Annotated in this window: 12 protein-coding genes and 2 pseudogenes; 12 read left to right on the forward strand and 2 right to left on the reverse strand. The window is 70.5% G+C overall.

Translation table 11 applies throughout. From position 1 onward, the window contains the following. Positions 1-77 precede the first annotated feature (77 nt). The 3 genes from ABKA17_RS43150 (at position 78) to ABKA17_RS43160 (ending at position 3057) form a co-directional block, all read left to right on the forward strand. Positions 78-1316, forward strand: coding sequence for an MFS transporter (locus ABKA17_RS43150; protein WP_353697898.1), 1239 nt, complete (start codon positions 78-80; stop codon positions 1314-1316). Positions 1317-1422: 106 nt separating this feature from the next. Further along, positions 1423-2409 carry an LLM class flavin-dependent oxidoreductase gene (locus ABKA17_RS43155; protein WP_353697899.1) on the forward strand — a complete coding sequence of 329 codons (987 nt, stop codon included), beginning with the start codon at positions 1423-1425 and terminating at the stop codon, positions 2407-2409. A gap of 36 nt (positions 2410-2445) precedes the next feature. Further along, positions 2446-3057, forward strand: a complete 612-nt coding sequence (locus tag ABKA17_RS43160; RefSeq protein ID WP_353697900.1) for an HAD family hydrolase — start codon at positions 2446-2448, stop codon at positions 3055-3057. 307 nt (positions 3058-3364) lie between these two features. Here the strand turns inward: ABKA17_RS43160 and ABKA17_RS43165 are convergent, their stop codons facing one another. Beyond that, positions 3365-4471, reverse strand: a complete 1107-nt coding sequence (locus ABKA17_RS43165; RefSeq protein WP_353697901.1) for a ricin-type beta-trefoil lectin domain protein — start codon at positions 4469-4471, stop codon at positions 3365-3367. Positions 4472-4553: 82 nt separating this feature from the next. Further along, the gene (locus ABKA17_RS43170; protein ID WP_353697902.1) at positions 4554-5966 is read right to left on the reverse strand and encodes a non-reducing end alpha-L-arabinofuranosidase family hydrolase; all 1413 of its coding nucleotides are present in this window, start codon (positions 5964-5966) and stop codon (positions 4554-4556) included. Positions 5967-6514: 548 nt separating this feature from the next. Between ABKA17_RS43170 and ABKA17_RS43175 the strand changes: the two genes are divergently transcribed. From ABKA17_RS43175 to ABKA17_RS43215, 9 genes and pseudogenes are all read left to right on the forward strand, one after another. After that, complete coding sequence (locus ABKA17_RS43175) at positions 6515-6697, forward strand: RICIN domain-containing protein (RefSeq protein WP_353697903.1); 183 nt, start codon at positions 6515-6517, stop codon at positions 6695-6697. After that, positions 6657-6797 (forward strand): annotated as a pseudogene (locus ABKA17_RS43180) (RICIN domain-containing protein); the annotation flags it as partial. The gene ABKA17_RS43175 and the pseudogene ABKA17_RS43180, both read left to right, overlap by 41 nt. Before the next feature lie 56 nt (positions 6798-6853). Continuing rightward, a pseudogene (locus ABKA17_RS43185) lies at positions 6854-7473 on the forward strand (WD40/YVTN/BNR-like repeat-containing protein); the annotation flags it as partial. 457 nt (positions 7474-7930) lie between these two features. Then, on the forward strand, positions 7931-8071 hold the full coding sequence (locus ABKA17_RS43190) for a hypothetical protein (protein WP_353697904.1): 141 nt from the start codon (positions 7931-7933) through the stop codon (positions 8069-8071). Between the two features lie 471 nt (positions 8072-8542). Then, positions 8543-9394 carry an MBL fold metallo-hydrolase gene (locus ABKA17_RS43195; RefSeq protein WP_353697905.1) on the forward strand — a complete coding sequence of 284 codons (852 nt, stop codon included), beginning with the start codon at positions 8543-8545 and terminating at the stop codon, positions 9392-9394. A 383-nt stretch (positions 9395-9777) separates the two neighbouring features. Continuing rightward, positions 9778-10014: a hypothetical protein gene (locus ABKA17_RS43200; protein WP_353697906.1), complete on the forward strand. Its 237-nt coding sequence runs from the start codon at positions 9778-9780 to the stop codon at positions 10012-10014. Positions 10015-10255: 241 nt separating this feature from the next. Beyond that, a complete protein-coding gene (locus tag ABKA17_RS43205; protein WP_353697907.1) occupies positions 10256-10918 on the forward strand; it encodes a DUF7019 family protein in 663 nt (220 codons plus the stop codon). Between the two features lie 5 nt (positions 10919-10923). Continuing rightward, a complete protein-coding gene (locus ABKA17_RS43210; RefSeq protein WP_353697908.1) occupies positions 10924-15240 on the forward strand; it encodes a WD40 repeat domain-containing serine/threonine protein kinase in 4317 nt (1438 codons plus the stop codon). Next, positions 15237-15953, forward strand: coding sequence for a hypothetical protein (locus tag ABKA17_RS43215; RefSeq protein ID WP_353697909.1), 717 nt, complete (start codon positions 15237-15239; stop codon positions 15951-15953). Before ABKA17_RS43210 ends, ABKA17_RS43215 begins: the two co-directional genes overlap by 4 nt. The last annotated feature ends 9 nt before the right edge of the window (positions 15954-15962 follow it).

The following is a 15962-nucleotide window of genomic DNA, read 5'->3' on the forward strand; positions in this document are numbered from 1 at the left end:
ACCACCACGGAATGAACAACGAAACTGTTCGTTAGAGCGATTTCCGAACGCTGAAAATGTTCGTTACACTGTTCGGTATGGACCGTTCCCTGCGAGCCGCCCGCGTGGCGACCTACGTCTACTTCGTCCTGTGCGGCACCTTGATGGGCACCTGGGTGGTGCACATCCCCGCGATCGAGGAGCGCGTCGGCATCAGTCACGCCGCGCTCGGCGGCCTGCTGGTGGTGCTCGGCCTCGGGGCCTTCGTGGGCATGCAGGTGGCGGGCCCCCTGACCGACCGCCTCGGCACCCGCACCGTGGTGCCCGCCGGCGGCGCACTGTGCGGCACGACCCTGTTTCTGCCCGGGCTCGCCCAGGACCTGTGGACGCTCGCCGCCGCGCTGCTGGTCTTCGGGTTCTGCAACGGCTGCCTGGACGTGAGCATGAACGCCCATGCCGTACATGTGGAGAAGGCGTACGGCCGCCCCGTCATGTCCGGCTTCCACGCCACGTTCTCCGTCGGCGGTGTCCTGGCCGCACTCGCCGGAGCGGGGGCAGCGACCATCGGCCTGAACCCCGCCGCGACCATGGCCGCCATGGGGACCGCGGGCGTCGTGGTCGCCCTGGCCGCCAAACGTGCCCTGCTGCCTGCCGCTCCCGCCGTCGGGTGCCCCGGCTCCGTGAAGGAGAGCGGCACGTCACCGGCCGTCGAACGCCGCGGCAGCACGGGCCGGGTCTGGCTGCTGGCCGTCCTTGCGCTCATGGTCATGCTGTGCGAGGGCGCGGCCAACGACTGGAGTGCCCTGCACCTCAAGGACGTCCTGGGCGCCCCCGCCAGTACGGCGGCCTTCGCGTACGGCACCTTCGCCGCGGCCATGACCGTCGGCCGACTGCTCGCCGACCGCTTCGCCGCCCGGTTCGGTCCCACGGCGATCCTGCGGTACGGCGCGGCCACGGCCGCCGTCGGCATCACCCTCGTGATCCTCTGCCCCTGGATGACGGCCGTGTTCACCGGCTGGGCGCTCTTCGGCCTGGGGCTGTCCGGCTGCATCCCGCAGCTGTTCAGCGCGGCCGGGCATGTCGACCCCTCCGCAGCCGGGGCCAATGTCTCCCGCGTCGCCGGGCTCGGCTACGTCGGCATGCTCGCCGGCCCCGCCGCGATCGGCTGGCTGACCCACCTCGTCTCCCTCGACCACGCCTTCGTCCTGTTGACGCTGCTGTGTGTGACCACCGCCGTGGGCGCCGGCGTCCTGCGCACCGACCCCGTCGTCGTCCGCCGGGGCGAGAAGGCGGACGACCTCACCCGCGAGCGCGAGACGGCAGCCAACACCCACTGACCGCTTGTGCGGCACGGTCCCTGACAACCGTGCCGCACAAGCCCATGTCTCCCCGGTCATCACGGACCGGGGAGGGAAGACCTCAGCCGACCGAAGGAGTCACTCGATGTCCGAGTCCCCCGCAGCGCCCACCCGCGGCAACGTCGGTGTCATGCTGCCGCTCGATCTCCCTGTCGGCGAGGTACTGCCCTATGTGCGGCGTGCCGAGGAGCTGGGGTTCGACCAGGTCTGGGTCGTGGAGGACCTCGGCTGGCGCGGCGGCGTGGCCCAAGCGGCCACGGTCCTGGCCTCCACCACGAACCTCACCGTCGGGATCGGCATCATGCCCGCCGGCGCCCGCAACGTGGCCTTCGCCGCGATGGAGCTGGCCACCCTCGCCCAGCTCCACCCCGGCCGGCTCATCGCGGGCATCGGCCACGGCATGCCCGGCTGGATGCGCCAGGTCGGGTCCTGGCCCGAAAGCCCCCTGACGCTCATCAAGGAGTACGCGAGAGCACTCCGCCTGCTCATCGCCGGCAAGCCGGGTCCCGAGAACGGCCGGTACGTACGCTGCGAAGGCGTGGTCCTGACCGAGACCCCGGACATCGTCCCCCCGGTGATTCTCGGCGTCCGCGGCCCCAAGTCGCAGGCCGTCGCGGGCGAGGTCGCCGACGGACTCCTCCTGGCCGAGCCCGCCGCACCCGGTTACATCACAGCCTCACTGCGCAACCTGGGCTCCTCCGCGCACCCCCGGGAGATCGTCGTCTACGACGCCGCCGCCGTGGACGACGACGAGGAAGCCGCTCTGGCCCGTGTCCGCGCCGTCCTGGAGTCGGTCGGTGAACCGCAGTGGGCCGCGCACATCGACCCCCTGCCCTTCGCCGAGGAACTGCGCGCACACCGCGCCGCCAGCCGCGACGCCCGGCACTTCGCCCAGACGATGCCCGCCGACTGGGTCCGTGCGTTGAGCATCGCGGGCACCCCGGTCCAGGCCCGCGCGGCGATCAACGCCCGCCACGCGGCCGGCGCGACCAGTGTCGTTCTCGCCCCGGTGGGCCCCGACCGCCTGGCCGCACTGGACTCACTCACCCGCGCTCTGCCGCACCGGGACTGACCCGAACGCCCCCGTCCCCCAGGAGAACGGACCCGCATGTCCACCGACCGCAGCCGTATCGTGCTCTTCGACCTCTTCGGCGTCATAGCCCGCCACCAACGTCTGGGCGCCATGGAGAAGATGGCGGCCCGCTGCCACACCTCCACCGACGCCTTCACCACGGCCTACTGGACGCACCGCCCGCCCTACGACGCCGGCCGGCAGACCGCGTCCGCGTACTGGACCGACGTCCTGCACACGCTGTCCCGCGCCGCCGACGCCGACACGATCGAGGAGCTGCGGCTCACCGATATCGGCAGCTGGTCCCGCGTCGACGACCGCATGGTCACCTACGTACGGGATCTGCGGGACCGTGCCCGGGTCGCCCTGCTGTCCAACATCCCGGCGGACCACGCGGACGCCTTCCTCGCCGCCCAGCCCTGGCTCCATGACCTCGACCACCTCGCCTTCTCCGGAAAGATCGGTGCCGCCAAGCCCGACCCGGCCGCCTTCCGGCACTCCGTCGTCGCCCTGCAGTCCGCACCCGCTGACTTCCTCTTCGTCGACGACCGCGAGGAGAACGTCCGCGCGGCACAGGCGGTCGGCATGAACGGGCACGTCTTCCAGAGCCAGGACGGCCTCGCGGCCGCCGTCGATGCGTGGCTGTGAAACCGATGAGCGGCGCTCCCCGCCTCTCGTGAAACCCGGACATCCTTGCCACGAGCAGCACATACGGCGTGTCCCCGCAAGCTCCACCACCGGCCCTCCACCCGATTCGAGCCGGTCAGATGTACCGCTACCACTGCGCCAGAGAGTTCGTCGGCGACGGCCGCCGCCCGGCCCGCACGCCGCTGCGCGAGGTCCAGGAGCACGCCGGCGTCCCCGCCGGGCGGTGGCCGGGCTGCGACCTGGCCGTGCTCGGACTGACGCCGGCTCGCCAAGGGCGACTCCCCGAAGAAGGAGCCAAGGCCGTCGGTTATCCGGCGGTCAGAGTGGTCCACTTCTGGTTGGTGCCGCCGTGGCAGTCCCACAGCTGGAGCTGCGCGCCGTCGGCTGTGGATGAGCCCGGAACATCGAGGCAGCGGCCCGAGGCGGGATTGCGGTAGCCGCCGTTGTAGGGCTGCCAGACCTGGTTGGCGCCGCCGTGGCAGGTCCAGAGCTGCGTCTTGGTGCCGTTGGCGACGGCGCCGCCTGCGGCGTCGAGGCACTTGCCCATGGAGCGCAGGGTGCCGTCGGTGTAGGCGGACCAGTACTGGTTGGCGCTGTCGCCGCAGCTCCATGTCTGGACGGTGGTCCCGTTGGCGGTGCCGGCGCCGTTGACGTCCATGCACTTGCCGGCGATGCCGGACTGGATGTGTGCCGGGGAGGGGGCGGGGTTTTTCAGCCATCCCGCGCTGTCCGCGGCCTGGATGCCGCGGTGAAAGGCGTCGGCCATCTTCTGGTAGCCGGCGTCGTTGGGATGCAGGGGGTCGGCCAGGTCGGCTGTGGTCAGGCTGCTCATGTCGACGAAGGTGACTCGTTTGCCCGTGGCCTGTGCGTCGCCGGCGATTTGCCGGACGGCCTGGTTGTACGTGCCCCGCCACCGTTCCTCCGAGCTGCTGGTGGACACGACCAGGGAGGCGACGAGGACTGTCGCGTCGGGGACGTCGGCGGTGACCTGGTTGACCAGTGACCTGAGCCGGGTGATGGCGCTGTCGACCTCGGATGCCCCCTGGAGGTCGTTGGTACCGATGTGCAGCGTCACGACGTTGGGCCGGTAGCGGGTCAGCGAGGCGTCGGCGAGGGCGGCGATCTGGTCGATGCGGTATCCGGAGTGGCCTTCGTTGTCGGGGTCGGACATCGAACCGCCCCGTACCGTGCCGACGAAGTCCAGCGGGTGGCCGTCCGCGGCAAGCCGGTTCCACAACGGACCTCGGTAGCCGTCACCCGTGCTGCTCCCCACCCCCCAGGTGATCGAGTCGCCCAACGGCATGAGCCGTAAAGGGGTGTTGGGAGCGGCGGAGGCAGGGGCCGCACCTGCCGCTGTCACCCCGAGCGTGGCAGCGACAAGGGTGAGGAGGGGCAGGAGCCAGGGCTTTCTCATGCGGGCGTCCTCTTCTGCGAGTGGTGGCTGAATCAGCGGGCTTGGCGGGCACGGCACCAGCTTGTGATGCCGTGCCCGTGGGTCAGCGCTGCAGGGTGAGCAGGCCCGGTCGGTACGGCAGTTGGATGTAGGGGGTGCCCGGGGGTGTGTTGGGGGACAGGCCCTGGTAGAGGAACTGCAGGTTGCAGGGGTCGACGGTCATGGTCTGGTCGGGGTTGTTGCGGACCAGGTCGCCGTGGCTGATGTCGTTGGTCCAGGTGGCGCCGCTGTTGGCCTTGCCGGCGAAGGGGTTGGACTCGGTGGCGGCCTGCGGGGTCCACGGACCGTTCAGGCTGGTGGCCGTGAACGAGCGGAAGAAGCGTTGCTCACTCGCCCCCCGAGCCTCGACGATCATGAGGTACTGGTCTTGGCCCTGGACCTTGTAGACCTCTGGCGCCTCGAACAGGTTCTTCACGGTGTCGCTCATGATCGTCGTGTACGACGAGCCGAAGCTTGCAGGGAAGTTCCCGATCGGCATCGTCGACTTGTAGATCTTGCCGTTGTCACCGGCGAAGAACATGTGCATGTTCTGGCCGTCGGCGATCATGGTCGGGTCTATCGCGCTGCCGTCGGGCAGGACGCCGGTGAACAACGGCTGCGCCGCTGACCAGCCGTTGGGGTTGGTGGGGTCGCTCGACGTGCGGTAGACGAAGGGCCATTGGGTTCCCCACCCGTTGGAGGTGAGCACCCAGATGTTCTTGGGCGCGAAGTAGAACAGTTTGGGAGCCACCGCGCCCTGGGTCATCTGGGTCTGGCCGGCCGACGCCATGTCGGACCAGTTGGTGAAGGGACTGAACCCCATCGATTTCCACGACGATCCGTCGGAGGCGGTCGCGTAGACGAGGTGCTTGCCGTTGTACGTCACGGTGGTGAAGTCCTTCAGCGCGGCCCACCCGTTCGCCGGCTGCGCCAACGGGCCGGTCGAACTCCACCGGTACGCGGACGGAAGGGCACACGTGCCGCCCGGTACCGACAGACCGGTCCACTTCTGGTTGCTGCCGCCGGTGCAGTTCCAGAGCTGCACCGCCGTGCCGTTGGCCGTGGCGCCGCCCGACACGTCCAGGCACAGCCCGGACTCCACGGCGACGACCGTGCCGTCCGAGTTGACCCGCCACTGCTGGTTGGTCCCGCCGTTGCAGGACCAGATCACCGGCCGGGTCCCGGCCGTGGTGGCGTGGCCCGGTACGTCGAGGCACTTGTCGCCGTACACGGTCAGCTGGTTGTTGTCGGTCAGCGTCCACTGCTGGTTGGTCCCGCCATGGCAGTCCCAGACCTGCAGGTTCGTGCCGTCCGTTCGGCCGGCGTTCGGCACATCGAGACATCGGCCGGAACCAGTGCCGCGCAAGGCGCCGCTGGTGGCCGCCTGAGCGGGGTTGGCGACGAGCGTCGCCGCCGAGGCGACCAGGGCCGCGAGCACCACGGGCAGATGCTTGCGGCTGAACGTACGTCTGTGCATAGGGACCTCATTCCTTGAGTGAGCGGTTCCCTGGGCCCCGTCAGGGGGCTGCTGGACAGGCGTGCTGCGACGTTCCTTGATGTTCGATATATCGGGCATTGGTCGAAGGGCTGGGCGGACGAGGACTGAGACACAGGAGGCTCGGTCGGCAGCCCGCCTACGCAAGGGGACTTGGCGTGCACTGGGGTCTCAGGCCCGTCGTCCCGCTCCATCGACACATGGGATGGATTAACGGGCATGAACATTGCCTGTGTCTAGAGTCGCGACACAAAACACCGGCTGGGTCCGGAAGTATGGCCGGTCGATGCCTGGCATCGAGTCAGACATGGGATGTTGGGCGGCTGAGCTCGCCTGAAGAAATCTTGGATCCCACGGCAACCCTGTGCGGTTCCGTGGCCACTAGGCAGCGGGTTCGATCATCAGGGTGCTCGAATCCGCGCTTCATCTGCTGAACGGCTGCAAGGAGCACACCCCCCATGCCGTATCTGCTGTTCGCGCAGGAGGACTCGCAGGCGGCGACGGTCGACGACGACGCCTAATACCGGCTGGTGTCGGTGAGCAGTGGCAAGGTGCTGGATGTCGACGGGTACTCCACGGTTGACGGCACCCGGATCCAGCAGTGGACGGACCGGAACACCGCCAACCAGCAGTGGCGGATCAAGCCCGCAGGGGGGCGGCTACTACGAGCTGGTGAACCGCAACAGCGGCAAGGCGCTGGGCATCACGGATAATTCGACCGCCGAGTCGGCCACTGCCGAGCAGCAGACCGACAGTTCGGCCACCTCGCAGGAGTGGCGGATCGACGAGGTGGGCGGCTCGGGAGCCGTGACCCTCACCTCCTGCAGGAGCGCCCAGGTTCTGAGCGTCGCGGGTGGCTCGGCGGCCACGGCCGCATCGCACTCGCCCCGGACGGCTCCGCCATCGTGTGGATCGAGGACGGCCAGGCCCCATACCGCTCGACTGACACGGGGTCGAGCTGGTTGCGGGGCGGCGGTCTGGGCGCCGACGCCGTGGTGATCGCCGACCGTTCCTCGGCGAAGACCTTCTACTCGCTGTCCGGCGGCACGCTCCACGCCAGCGGCGATGGTGGCGCGACGTTCACCGCGCGGGCCGTCAGCCTGCCCGACGGCCCGCTGACGGCCGTCACCGGGTGTCGCCGGCGACCTGTGGATCGCCAGCAGTGCCAAGGGCTGCCGCACTCCACCGACGGTGGCCGTACCTTCACCACGCTGAGGTCCGTGCAGGGCGCCTCCGGCCTCGGCTTCGGCAAGGCCAAGCCGGGCACCGGTTACCAGGCCCTGTATCTGATCGGCACCGTCAAGAACGTCACCGGCGTATTCCGCTCCACCGGCAAGGGTGCCACTTGGGTTCGCGTCAACGACAAGGCCCACCAGCGGGGTGCCATCGGCGGTGTCGGCGTCAGCACCGGCGACCCGGACACCTACGGGGCCGGGTGTATGTCGGCACCAACGGCCGCGGCCTGCAGTACGGCACCCCGTCGTCTTGACGCATGACGGCCGTCTTCCGGCGCTGTCCTCAGCACGCTGACGGAATGAGGGTAGGCCGAAGGCCGAGAAGGAGGCAGTACGCGAGCTGTCGGACGGCTGTGCGGTGATTCTCATGTGCCGTCGGGCCGTCGGGCCGTCGGGCCGTCCGGTGGCACGGCTCCCGTCGTGGGCGCCGTGCGGCAAGGATGGCGGGTCATGACGATCGTGTTCCGGGTTGCTGCCGGCGGTGCGGAGCGGGGGTGTGCGCCTACTCGCCGACGATGGAAGCCGTACTGAGTGTTGATGTGCTGGTGGAGCCCGAGCGCCACCCCGTCTGGCACGGCTGGGTGCGGACGATGCTCGATTTCGCCGACGGGCTGGCCGCCTTGCGTCGGCGGATTCGGAGCTGGTTCGGCCAAGTTCGCCGTCCCGCTGCTCTCGCCCTGGCCGGGCGGCGGCACGGGCCAGGATCCGCGCGTGCTCGACGAACCGGCCGTACGTCGCCTGTTGCGGGAGCGCCCCGCCCGGGACAGTGGCAAAGCGACCGCCGCGGTGCTCCTCGACGAGCTCCGCGCCCTGCTCGAACTCCTGGCGGAGAGCTGCTCGTTGAGATGGTGACACTGATCTGTGAACTGGGGACATGCGGCGTTGCGTGTGTCCGGCGGTCGGCATGGCTGCAGCGCGTCGGCCGGAGGGGCTCTCATGGCGGCGGCACTCCTGCCCGTGGTCGCCACCCGTCGAACACTCAGAGTCACCAGGACGACAGCATGACCGGCTGCACGGAAAATCTCGGACGAGGCATTCACAGCGACCGTTGAACCCCGGACCGCCCCTGGAACGACAGGAGCACCCGTGCGATCGAGCAGCGCACTGCCGTGCCGACACGGGAAGGTGGAACGCGGCGCCGACCCGAGGTGACAAACGGGCCGTCGACCTGCCCCAGCGCCGAAAGGGGCCGCACGCCACCGACGTGGTGTCCCCGCAGCGGACCGACGGGGACACGTGAACGTTCTGCGTTTGACGATGGGCTTTCATGGGGCTGCACTGGATTTATAGATGCTGCGCGACTCCGTTCTAGGGAGAGCAGCGATGCACACCATGGAAACGTTCAACCTTCTGCAGCCTTACAAGATCGCCGAGGAGACGTTCGTCATCCCGTGGGCCCTTGAGGCGCCGCCGGTCGGCCACTTTCCGATGAACTCGATGGTGATCCGGGGAGCCGAGCCGGTCCTGGTGGACACCGGGGCGCCCGCGGTGCGCTCCCAGTGGCTGGAGGCAGCCTGGTCCATTGTGGACCCTCTGGACGTACGGTGGATCTTCCTCACCCACGACGACCGCGACCACGCCGGCAACCTCCTGGCGGTTCTCGCCGAATGCCCGAACGCGACCCTGCTGACCACGTGGTTCTCCATCGGCCGCATGGCCGAGGAGTGGGAGACTCCCATCAACCGGTGCCGCTTCATGACCGACGGCGACACGATCGACGTGGGCGACCGCACCCTGGTCGCCAAGCGACCGCCCCTGTACGACAACCCCACAACGCGTGCCCTTTTCGATTCGAAGACCAGCGTTTTGTGGGCTGTCGACACCTTCGCCACGAACGTACCCACCCCGATGCCGGATGTGGCGGCGTTGTCCCCGGACGAGTTCCGCGACGGCCAGTTCTTCGGCGGACGGCTGGTCTCTCCGTGGGTCGCATTGCTGGACGGCGAGAAGTTCGGGACGGTCGTGGACGACTTCCAACGCCTGAACGCCGAGGCCGTCGTCGGCTGTCATTGCCCGGTCCTCCAAGGCACCAGGATCTCCGAGGCCTATGCCTTCCTCCGTCGGCTTCCCGAGATCCCCCCGTGGACGGAGTTCACCCAGGCCGACCTGGACCAGTGGATGGCGATCGCCGAGAGCTCGGTACCACGGGAACAGCCGAGGCCGTCGGGGACGTGACTGCGGCCCTGAGGCGTGGCCTTACTCCGCGTGTGAAGCGCGAAGGTTGACGCCCTGGATTGGGCAGCCGACAAGTGAACCGCTTGCGACCCATGGCCGCTCCCGGCGCGTCAGGCGAGGTTTCGGCGTTTTTCCGGGCCTGCATCTCCTCGTCGGTCAGGATTCCTTCTGCCTTGAGGTCGGCGAGCTGCTTGAGCCGGCCGATCTCGCTGGTCATTGCGTCGCCCGCGCAGGACGGTGCCGCTGGCTGGGGCGGGCCGGTGGTCGGGCGGCAGCGGGCTGCTCGTACGCGAACCGCCGCTGCTGCTCTGCCCAGCGGCCGGACCGACGCCTGGAGACACGGTGGGACACCGCTGTGGCAGTCCCGGAGATCACGGCGGTCCGTGCGATGCCTCGAAGAAGTCCTGGCATGTCGGCCGTGGGCACCTGTCCGAGGTCGCGGCCGCGCATGTGGACGCCGGTGGGCCGGCTGCCGCAAGCCGTACGACCTCGGACTGCTCGCCACCGGCCGCTGCTTCGTCATCAGCGGCCTCATGCCGAACACCGTCGCCGGGTTCGGCGTGTTCCTCGTGCTGACCCTCGGCCACTCCAGCATCGGCGTCTTCAGCCTGAGCGGATGACGCACGATGACGCTCGGCATCGCGATCACTGCTCTTGCAGGCGCCCGGCCGGCTCGCCGGCGCGGTGTGTGAGGCCCACGATCTCGCCGTGCACGTGCCCCCACGCCCGCTCCGGCAACCGCCTGGGTGGCGAGGACGTCGTCGCGCCGCACCGCCCAACTCCCTACGCCCGCGCACCCCATGGCTCACGAAGGGTCGTGATCGATAGGCTGGGAAGGTCGAGGCCTGGGAGGATCCGGCAGTGTCGTTGAGCTACTACGTGTACATCTCCGACAGCAAGGTCGACATGCTGTTGCCGCAGATCGACCCCGGGTTCGGGGCCAAGCGGCAGACGGAGGTGGGCGTGAACCTCTCCGTGCTGTCGGCGAAGCGCACCACCGACGGCCCGCCGAACGACCGGATCACCCGTCTCGAGGCGGTCGTCCGCTACCTCCGCGACCACGGTGACCTCGGCACGGTGGACGCACCGGGCCAGTACTTCTGGGGCTCGCTGCGGATGCGCTGGGGCGCGTTCCGCGACGACCCCGCGTCCTCCCTGGTGTTCTTCGGCGGGCGCAGCGAGAACACCGTCCTCGCCCTGGGCGGCTCGTACCGGCACGTGTACGACTACGTGCCGAACGCCGAGGCCCACGGCGTGGGGCGCTCGATGATGTCCTCCATGCTCGACGGCCTCGGGATCACCTCCGACCTGGAGGACGAGTACGTCGCCGACGCGGTGGACGGTGACCTCGACCGCGTCGATCGCGCGGCGCTGGGCCGCGTCGAGCGGGCCGTCGCGCGACTGCGCTGGCCGGCGCAGAACGTCGAGTTCGTGGCGAAGCGGCTGCTGCACGGCGAAAGCCCGGACGGCACTGGCAGGTCGGTGCTGCTGGGAACACCCCTGTATGCCGCAGTGGTGGACTGACGACGATGGCCACTTGGCGCCGCGGGGACGTCATCCTGGACCTGTACGAGGTCCTGGACGTCGTGCGCACCGGGGGCCTGGGACTGGTGCACCGGGTCCACCACCGCGGCTGGGACATCGACTTGGCGGTGAAGACCCCGCGCCCGGCCGTCGTCCGCTCGCCGGACGGAATCGGGGACTTCGAGCGCGAGGCCGAGGTGTGGGTGGGGCTGGGCCTGCACCCGCACATCGCCAACTGCGTCTACGTGCGCACCCTGGAGGACGTGCCCAGGGTCTTCGCCGAGTGGGCCGACGGCGGCAGCCTCGCGGAAGCCGTCCGTAACCGGACCCTGTACGGCGACGACCCCCTCGCGGCGCTGCTGGACGTCGCGATCCAGTCCGCCTGGGGCCTGGACCACGCGCACGAGAACGGCGTCGTGCACCAGGACGTCAAGCCCGCCAACGTGATGCTGATGCGGGACGGCACGGTCAAGGTCACCGACTTCGGCCTGGCACGGGCCCGCTCGGCAGGGGACGCGGAGCCGTTCGTCAGCCGGGGCGGCCTGGACCCCGCGTACTGCTCGCCCGAGCAGGCACGGTCACCGTCCGGGCTCACCCCGGCCACGGACGTCTGGTCCTGGGCGGTCACCGTGTTCGAAATGCTCCTGGGCAGACCGCCGGTACGGGACGGGACCACCGCGGGCGCCGCCTTCGAGGGCTACACCCGATCCGGGACGCCGGGCGCGATCCAGCGGGTGCCGGTCGAGATGCTGGACGTACTGCGCGAGTGCTTCGCGGAGGACCCCGCCGCACGCCCCTCCCGGCTCGGCCCGCTCGCCGAGCGGCTGGTCGAGGTGCACCGGCGCGAGGTCGGCCCCTATCCCCGCCGCGCCCCGTCCGCGGCCACCCTGCTCGCCGACAGCCTCTCCAACCACGCGCTGTCGATGCTCGACCTCGGCCGCCGCGACAGCGCCGAGGAACTGTGGACCCGCGCCCTGCGGGCGGATCCCCACCACGCGCACGCCCGCTACAACCGCGGACTGCACCGCTGGCGCACGGGTGTGATCACCGACGCCGAACTGGTGGACGAGCTGGAATCCGTCCGCTTCGGCGATCCCGACAACGGCACCTACCTGCTGGCACTGGTGCACCGCGAGCGGGGCGACGCGCCTGCCGCGGCCGAACTACTGCGGGACGCGTCCGCGCGGATGCCCGACGACCCGCAGATCGCCGCCGCCCTCGCCTCGGTGCAGAACGCGCCCGCCCCGGCCCAGTCCGTACTGCCCGGGGAACACGACGACTGGATCACCGCCCTCGCCCTGACCCCGGACGGCACGAGGGGAATCTCGGCGGACGGTTCCGGCGGACTGCGGATCTGGGACCTCGCCGCGGGGGAGTGTCGCCAGGAACTGAACCTCGACACCTACCGCGCCTCCGCACTCGCGGTCAGCGACGACGGACGCGTCCTGGTCGTCGGCGGGGGCACCCGGCGCGCGCTGGTGCTCGACTTCGAAACCGCCACCGGGTTCGAACTCCCCGGCCACCCCGGCTGGGTGCTCGCAGTCGCGCTGACGGAGGATCAGCGGCACGCGGTCACCAGCGGGGACGAGGGAGAGGTCGTCACCTGGGACGTGGCGACCGGCGAACCCGTGGACGTGCGGCAGTTCGAGAGCAGGGTCGACTTCCTGGGCGCCCGGGGCACCCTGTGCTGCACCGTCGACCACACACGCCGGACGACCTCGGTGTACGACGTCCGCACGGGCGCACTGGTCCACCGGTTCGACCACGCCTGCCTGAACGTGGAGTTCACCGACGACGGCCGACTCGTCGCCGTCACCGGCGGGAGCGCCCACGTACGACTGGCCGACCTCGGCTCCGGTGATGCCTCACGGGTCCTCAAGACCGAATACGGCCGGACAGCCCTGAACTCGGACGGCACGGTCGGCTTCTCCAGCGGCGGACGCGCCGAGCCGTCACGGGTGTGGGAGATCGCCACGGGCCGCTGCCGTCTCTCCCTGGATGCCACACCCGCCGCCAAGGAGGTCGCGCTGAGCGCGACCGGGCACCGCGCCCTCACCGCCGAGGGCAAGACCGTGCGCGTATGGCACCTGCCGCCCGCCGGACCACCGGCCCCCTGGAGCTACGTCCGCCCCCACCAGGCCGGGGAGGTCACCGCCGCTGCCGCCCGAGCGGCCGAACTGCTGGACCACGCGGTGACGCACGGCGCAGCCGGACGGCTGGAGGACGCGGCCGAACTGATCCGCGCCGCCCGCGCACTGCCTGGGCACCGGCGCCACACCGAGCCCGTACGCCTGTGGCGCCGACTCGGTGCCCTCGGCCGCCGTACCGCACTCGTCGACGCCTGGTCCGCGGGCCGGATCACCCCCGACGGCGACCGGTCCTGGGCCCTGGCACTCAGCGGGCGCAGCCCCACCGCGCTCGCCCGGGCCGGGAACTCCGAAGCCTGGGTCTTCGACGTGGAGACCGGGCAGCTGCTGCACACGCTCAGCCTGCACACCGGACACCTCAGCGCCCTGGCGATGACCGCCGACGGCCGGCTCGCGGTGTCCGGCGGAGAGGACGGCCGGGTCGTCGCCTGGCAGCCCCGCGACCGGCGCATCGTCCAGCTGTTCACCAGCCCCCGCGACCACGTGTACTACGTCGCCGTCAGCGAGGACGGCCAGGTGGCCCTCTCCGGAACCGCCGACGGCGTCGTCGCCGCCTGGGACATCCCGAGCGGCCGGTCCCTCGGACGCTGGGAGGCCCACCCCGGAGCCGTGCTGGACGTGGCCGTCAGCGCCGACCACCGCTACGGGCTCTCCCGCGGCCAGGACGTCACCGTGAAGATCTGGGACCTGCGCACAGGCCAACTGCGGTGGGTGCTGGGCGGACACGAGGAGTGGATCGGCGCCGCACGGCTGAGCGAGGACGGCCGCTACGTCGTCACCGGCGGCGCCGACGCGACCGTACGCGTCTGGCGAACCGCCGACGGACAGTGCGAGGCCGTGCTGACCGGACACACGGACGCCGTGGTCGACGTCCTGCCCGGCGCCGACGGCCGGCACCTGCTGTCCTGCTCCGTCGACGGCACCGTCCGCCTGTGGGACGTCGCCGCCGCCCGCTGCGTCCATGTGCTCACCGGACACACCGCCGCCGTGCGCAGCCTCGCCGTCACACCGGACTTCCTCCTCGCGGCGTCAGGCGGCGAGGACCGCCAGGCACGCCTGTGGGACCTGAAGACCGGCAGGGAACTACGGGCCTTCACCGGCTTCTCGACCGCCGTCACCGACGTCGCCCTGGCCCCCGACGGTGCCCTGCTCCTGGCCGGCGACGAACGCGGCCGCCTGCTGACCTGGGCCCTGGACTGGGAGTACGACTTCGGCTCGGCGACCGGAGTGCTGCGCGCGGAGGCCGAGCCGGTGATCGAGGAACTGCGTGCCGAAGTCGCCGTCGAGCTGCCGTCCCGTGACGACACCCGCCCGGCGCTCATCGAGGCGATGGCCCGCATCGGCGAGCGGCAGCGGCACGCGGTCACCCGCACCCTGGAACTCGCCGCCGAACTGGACAAGGTCCCCTCGCGCAACGACACGGGCTACCGCCTCTACATGCACTCCGTGGCCGAGGACCTGGCGAGCCGGGAGCCCGACAGGACTCCGGGCACGGCCGAGGCGCTCACGCTGCTGCTGAGACCGGAGGAAGAACTCAACCGGTCCGAGACCTTCTGGGCCAACCACTTCGCCGGCCTGCTCCAGGACGACCTCGTCACGCTCGCCGAGGCCGCCCCCCTCCTGCACAGCGAGGGCGATCCGGTCGCGGCCGAGCGGACCTGGCAGCTCGTCGTCGACGTGCGCTCCCATCTGTGGGACGCCGGGCACGTCGACACCCAGCGCGCGATGCTCGGCTGGGCCGCGGTACTGATCGATCTGCGCCGGCAGACGGAAGCCCTCGCCCTGATCCGGGCGGTGACCGCGGAACGCGAACGGGACCTGGGACCGGACCATCCGGCCACCCTGGAGGCGATCACGTCACTCGCGTCCCTGCTCACCGACAAGGGCGAACTGGACGAGGCCGAGCGGCTGTACGACATGCTGCTGCCACAGCTCGTGAGGCGCCTCGGCCCCGACGACCTCCAGACCCTGGAGGTGCGGGTGGGGCTGGCCCGTGTGCACGGCCGGCGCGGACGGCACAGTGACGCGGCGCAGGCCCTGCGCAAAGTGCTGGCGAAACGGCGGCTGCGTCTGGGCGAGCACCACCCGGACACCCTCGCCGTCCAGGCCGAACTGGACAGTCTGCCCGGGCCGGTGCCGCCCAGGCCGCGGAGGGGATGGAGGAGACGGCGATGAATGCGGACGGGTCCAGCATCGGCGCCCTGATCACCGGCAAAGCCTTCATGGCGGAGGTCGGGGCGTACTTCCCCGTGAGCATGGCCCTGCGCGGGGATGTGTTCGAGGCCGTGTTCATGATGCGGGAGGGCGACCTCGGCCACCGCACCAGCGGGCCCTACTCGCCGGAGCGGCTTCCGTCCGACGCGATGGGCTGGGCCCAGCTGCGGACGGGGATGGGCATGGCGGGCTACTTCCCCTCCTTCCGGATCGAGGCCGGCGGACACTGGCCGCGTATCCACATCGCCCTGTCGGGCACCTCCGTGCGCGGACTGATCGTGATGCCTGAAGAGGTGACCGCGGAGGCGGTCAACGCGCCCTACCTCGGCAAGTGGCAGGACCAAGCCTCCTCCGACGTACGGATCGGGCTGGACTACCTCGCCGGCTGGCTGGGCTCCTGCCACCACGAGGCAGGCGGCCCGGCACCGTCGATCGACCTCGACCTGGTCTACCGGCCGTTCGACTACGAGGCGAGCCTCGCCAGGTACGACCAGCGGATGCGCGAACTCATCCCTCCGGTACGCCCGGTCCTCGAACTGCGATGGCGCTCGGCGACCCCGGCCCAGCGCAGGGCCTTCGTGAAGAACCTGAAGGGCGCCCGGAAGACCGGCTCCCGGCTCGACCGGCGCTGGAACTACCCTCTCGGCGGCATCGAGGTGGAAGTGCCGCGCTGACACGGCGCC

It is taken from the genome of Streptomyces sp. RG80 (assembly GCF_040446465.1).
Classification (GTDB): domain Bacteria; phylum Actinomycetota; class Actinomycetes; order Streptomycetales; family Streptomycetaceae; genus Streptomyces.

Bases quoted from the DNA above. Each gene is read 5' to 3' on its own strand.
- ABKA17_RS43165 (WP_353697901.1), bottom strand. From the start codon at position 4,471: ATGAGAAAGCCCTGGCTCCTGCCCCTCCTCACCCTTGTCGCTGCCACG.
- ABKA17_RS43155 (WP_353697899.1), top strand. From the start codon at position 1,423: ATGTCCGAGTCCCCCGCAGCGCCCACCCGCGGCAACGTCGGTGTCATG.
- ABKA17_RS43170 (WP_353697902.1), bottom strand. From the start codon at position 5,966: ATGCACAGACGTACGTTCAGCCGCAAGCATCTGCCCGTGGTGCTCGCG.
- ABKA17_RS43150 (WP_353697898.1), top strand. From the start codon at position 78: ATGGACCGTTCCCTGCGAGCCGCCCGCGTGGCGACCTACGTCTACTTC.
- ABKA17_RS43160 (WP_353697900.1), top strand. From the start codon at position 2,446: ATGTCCACCGACCGCAGCCGTATCGTGCTCTTCGACCTCTTCGGCGTC.
- ABKA17_RS43210 (WP_353697908.1), top strand. From the start codon at position 10,924: ATGGCCACTTGGCGCCGCGGGGACGTCATCCTGGACCTGTACGAGGTC.
- ABKA17_RS43215 (WP_353697909.1), top strand. From the start codon at position 15,237: ATGAATGCGGACGGGTCCAGCATCGGCGCCCTGATCACCGGCAAAGCC.
- ABKA17_RS43195 (WP_353697905.1), top strand. From the start codon at position 8,543: ATGCACACCATGGAAACGTTCAACCTTCTGCAGCCTTACAAGATCGCC.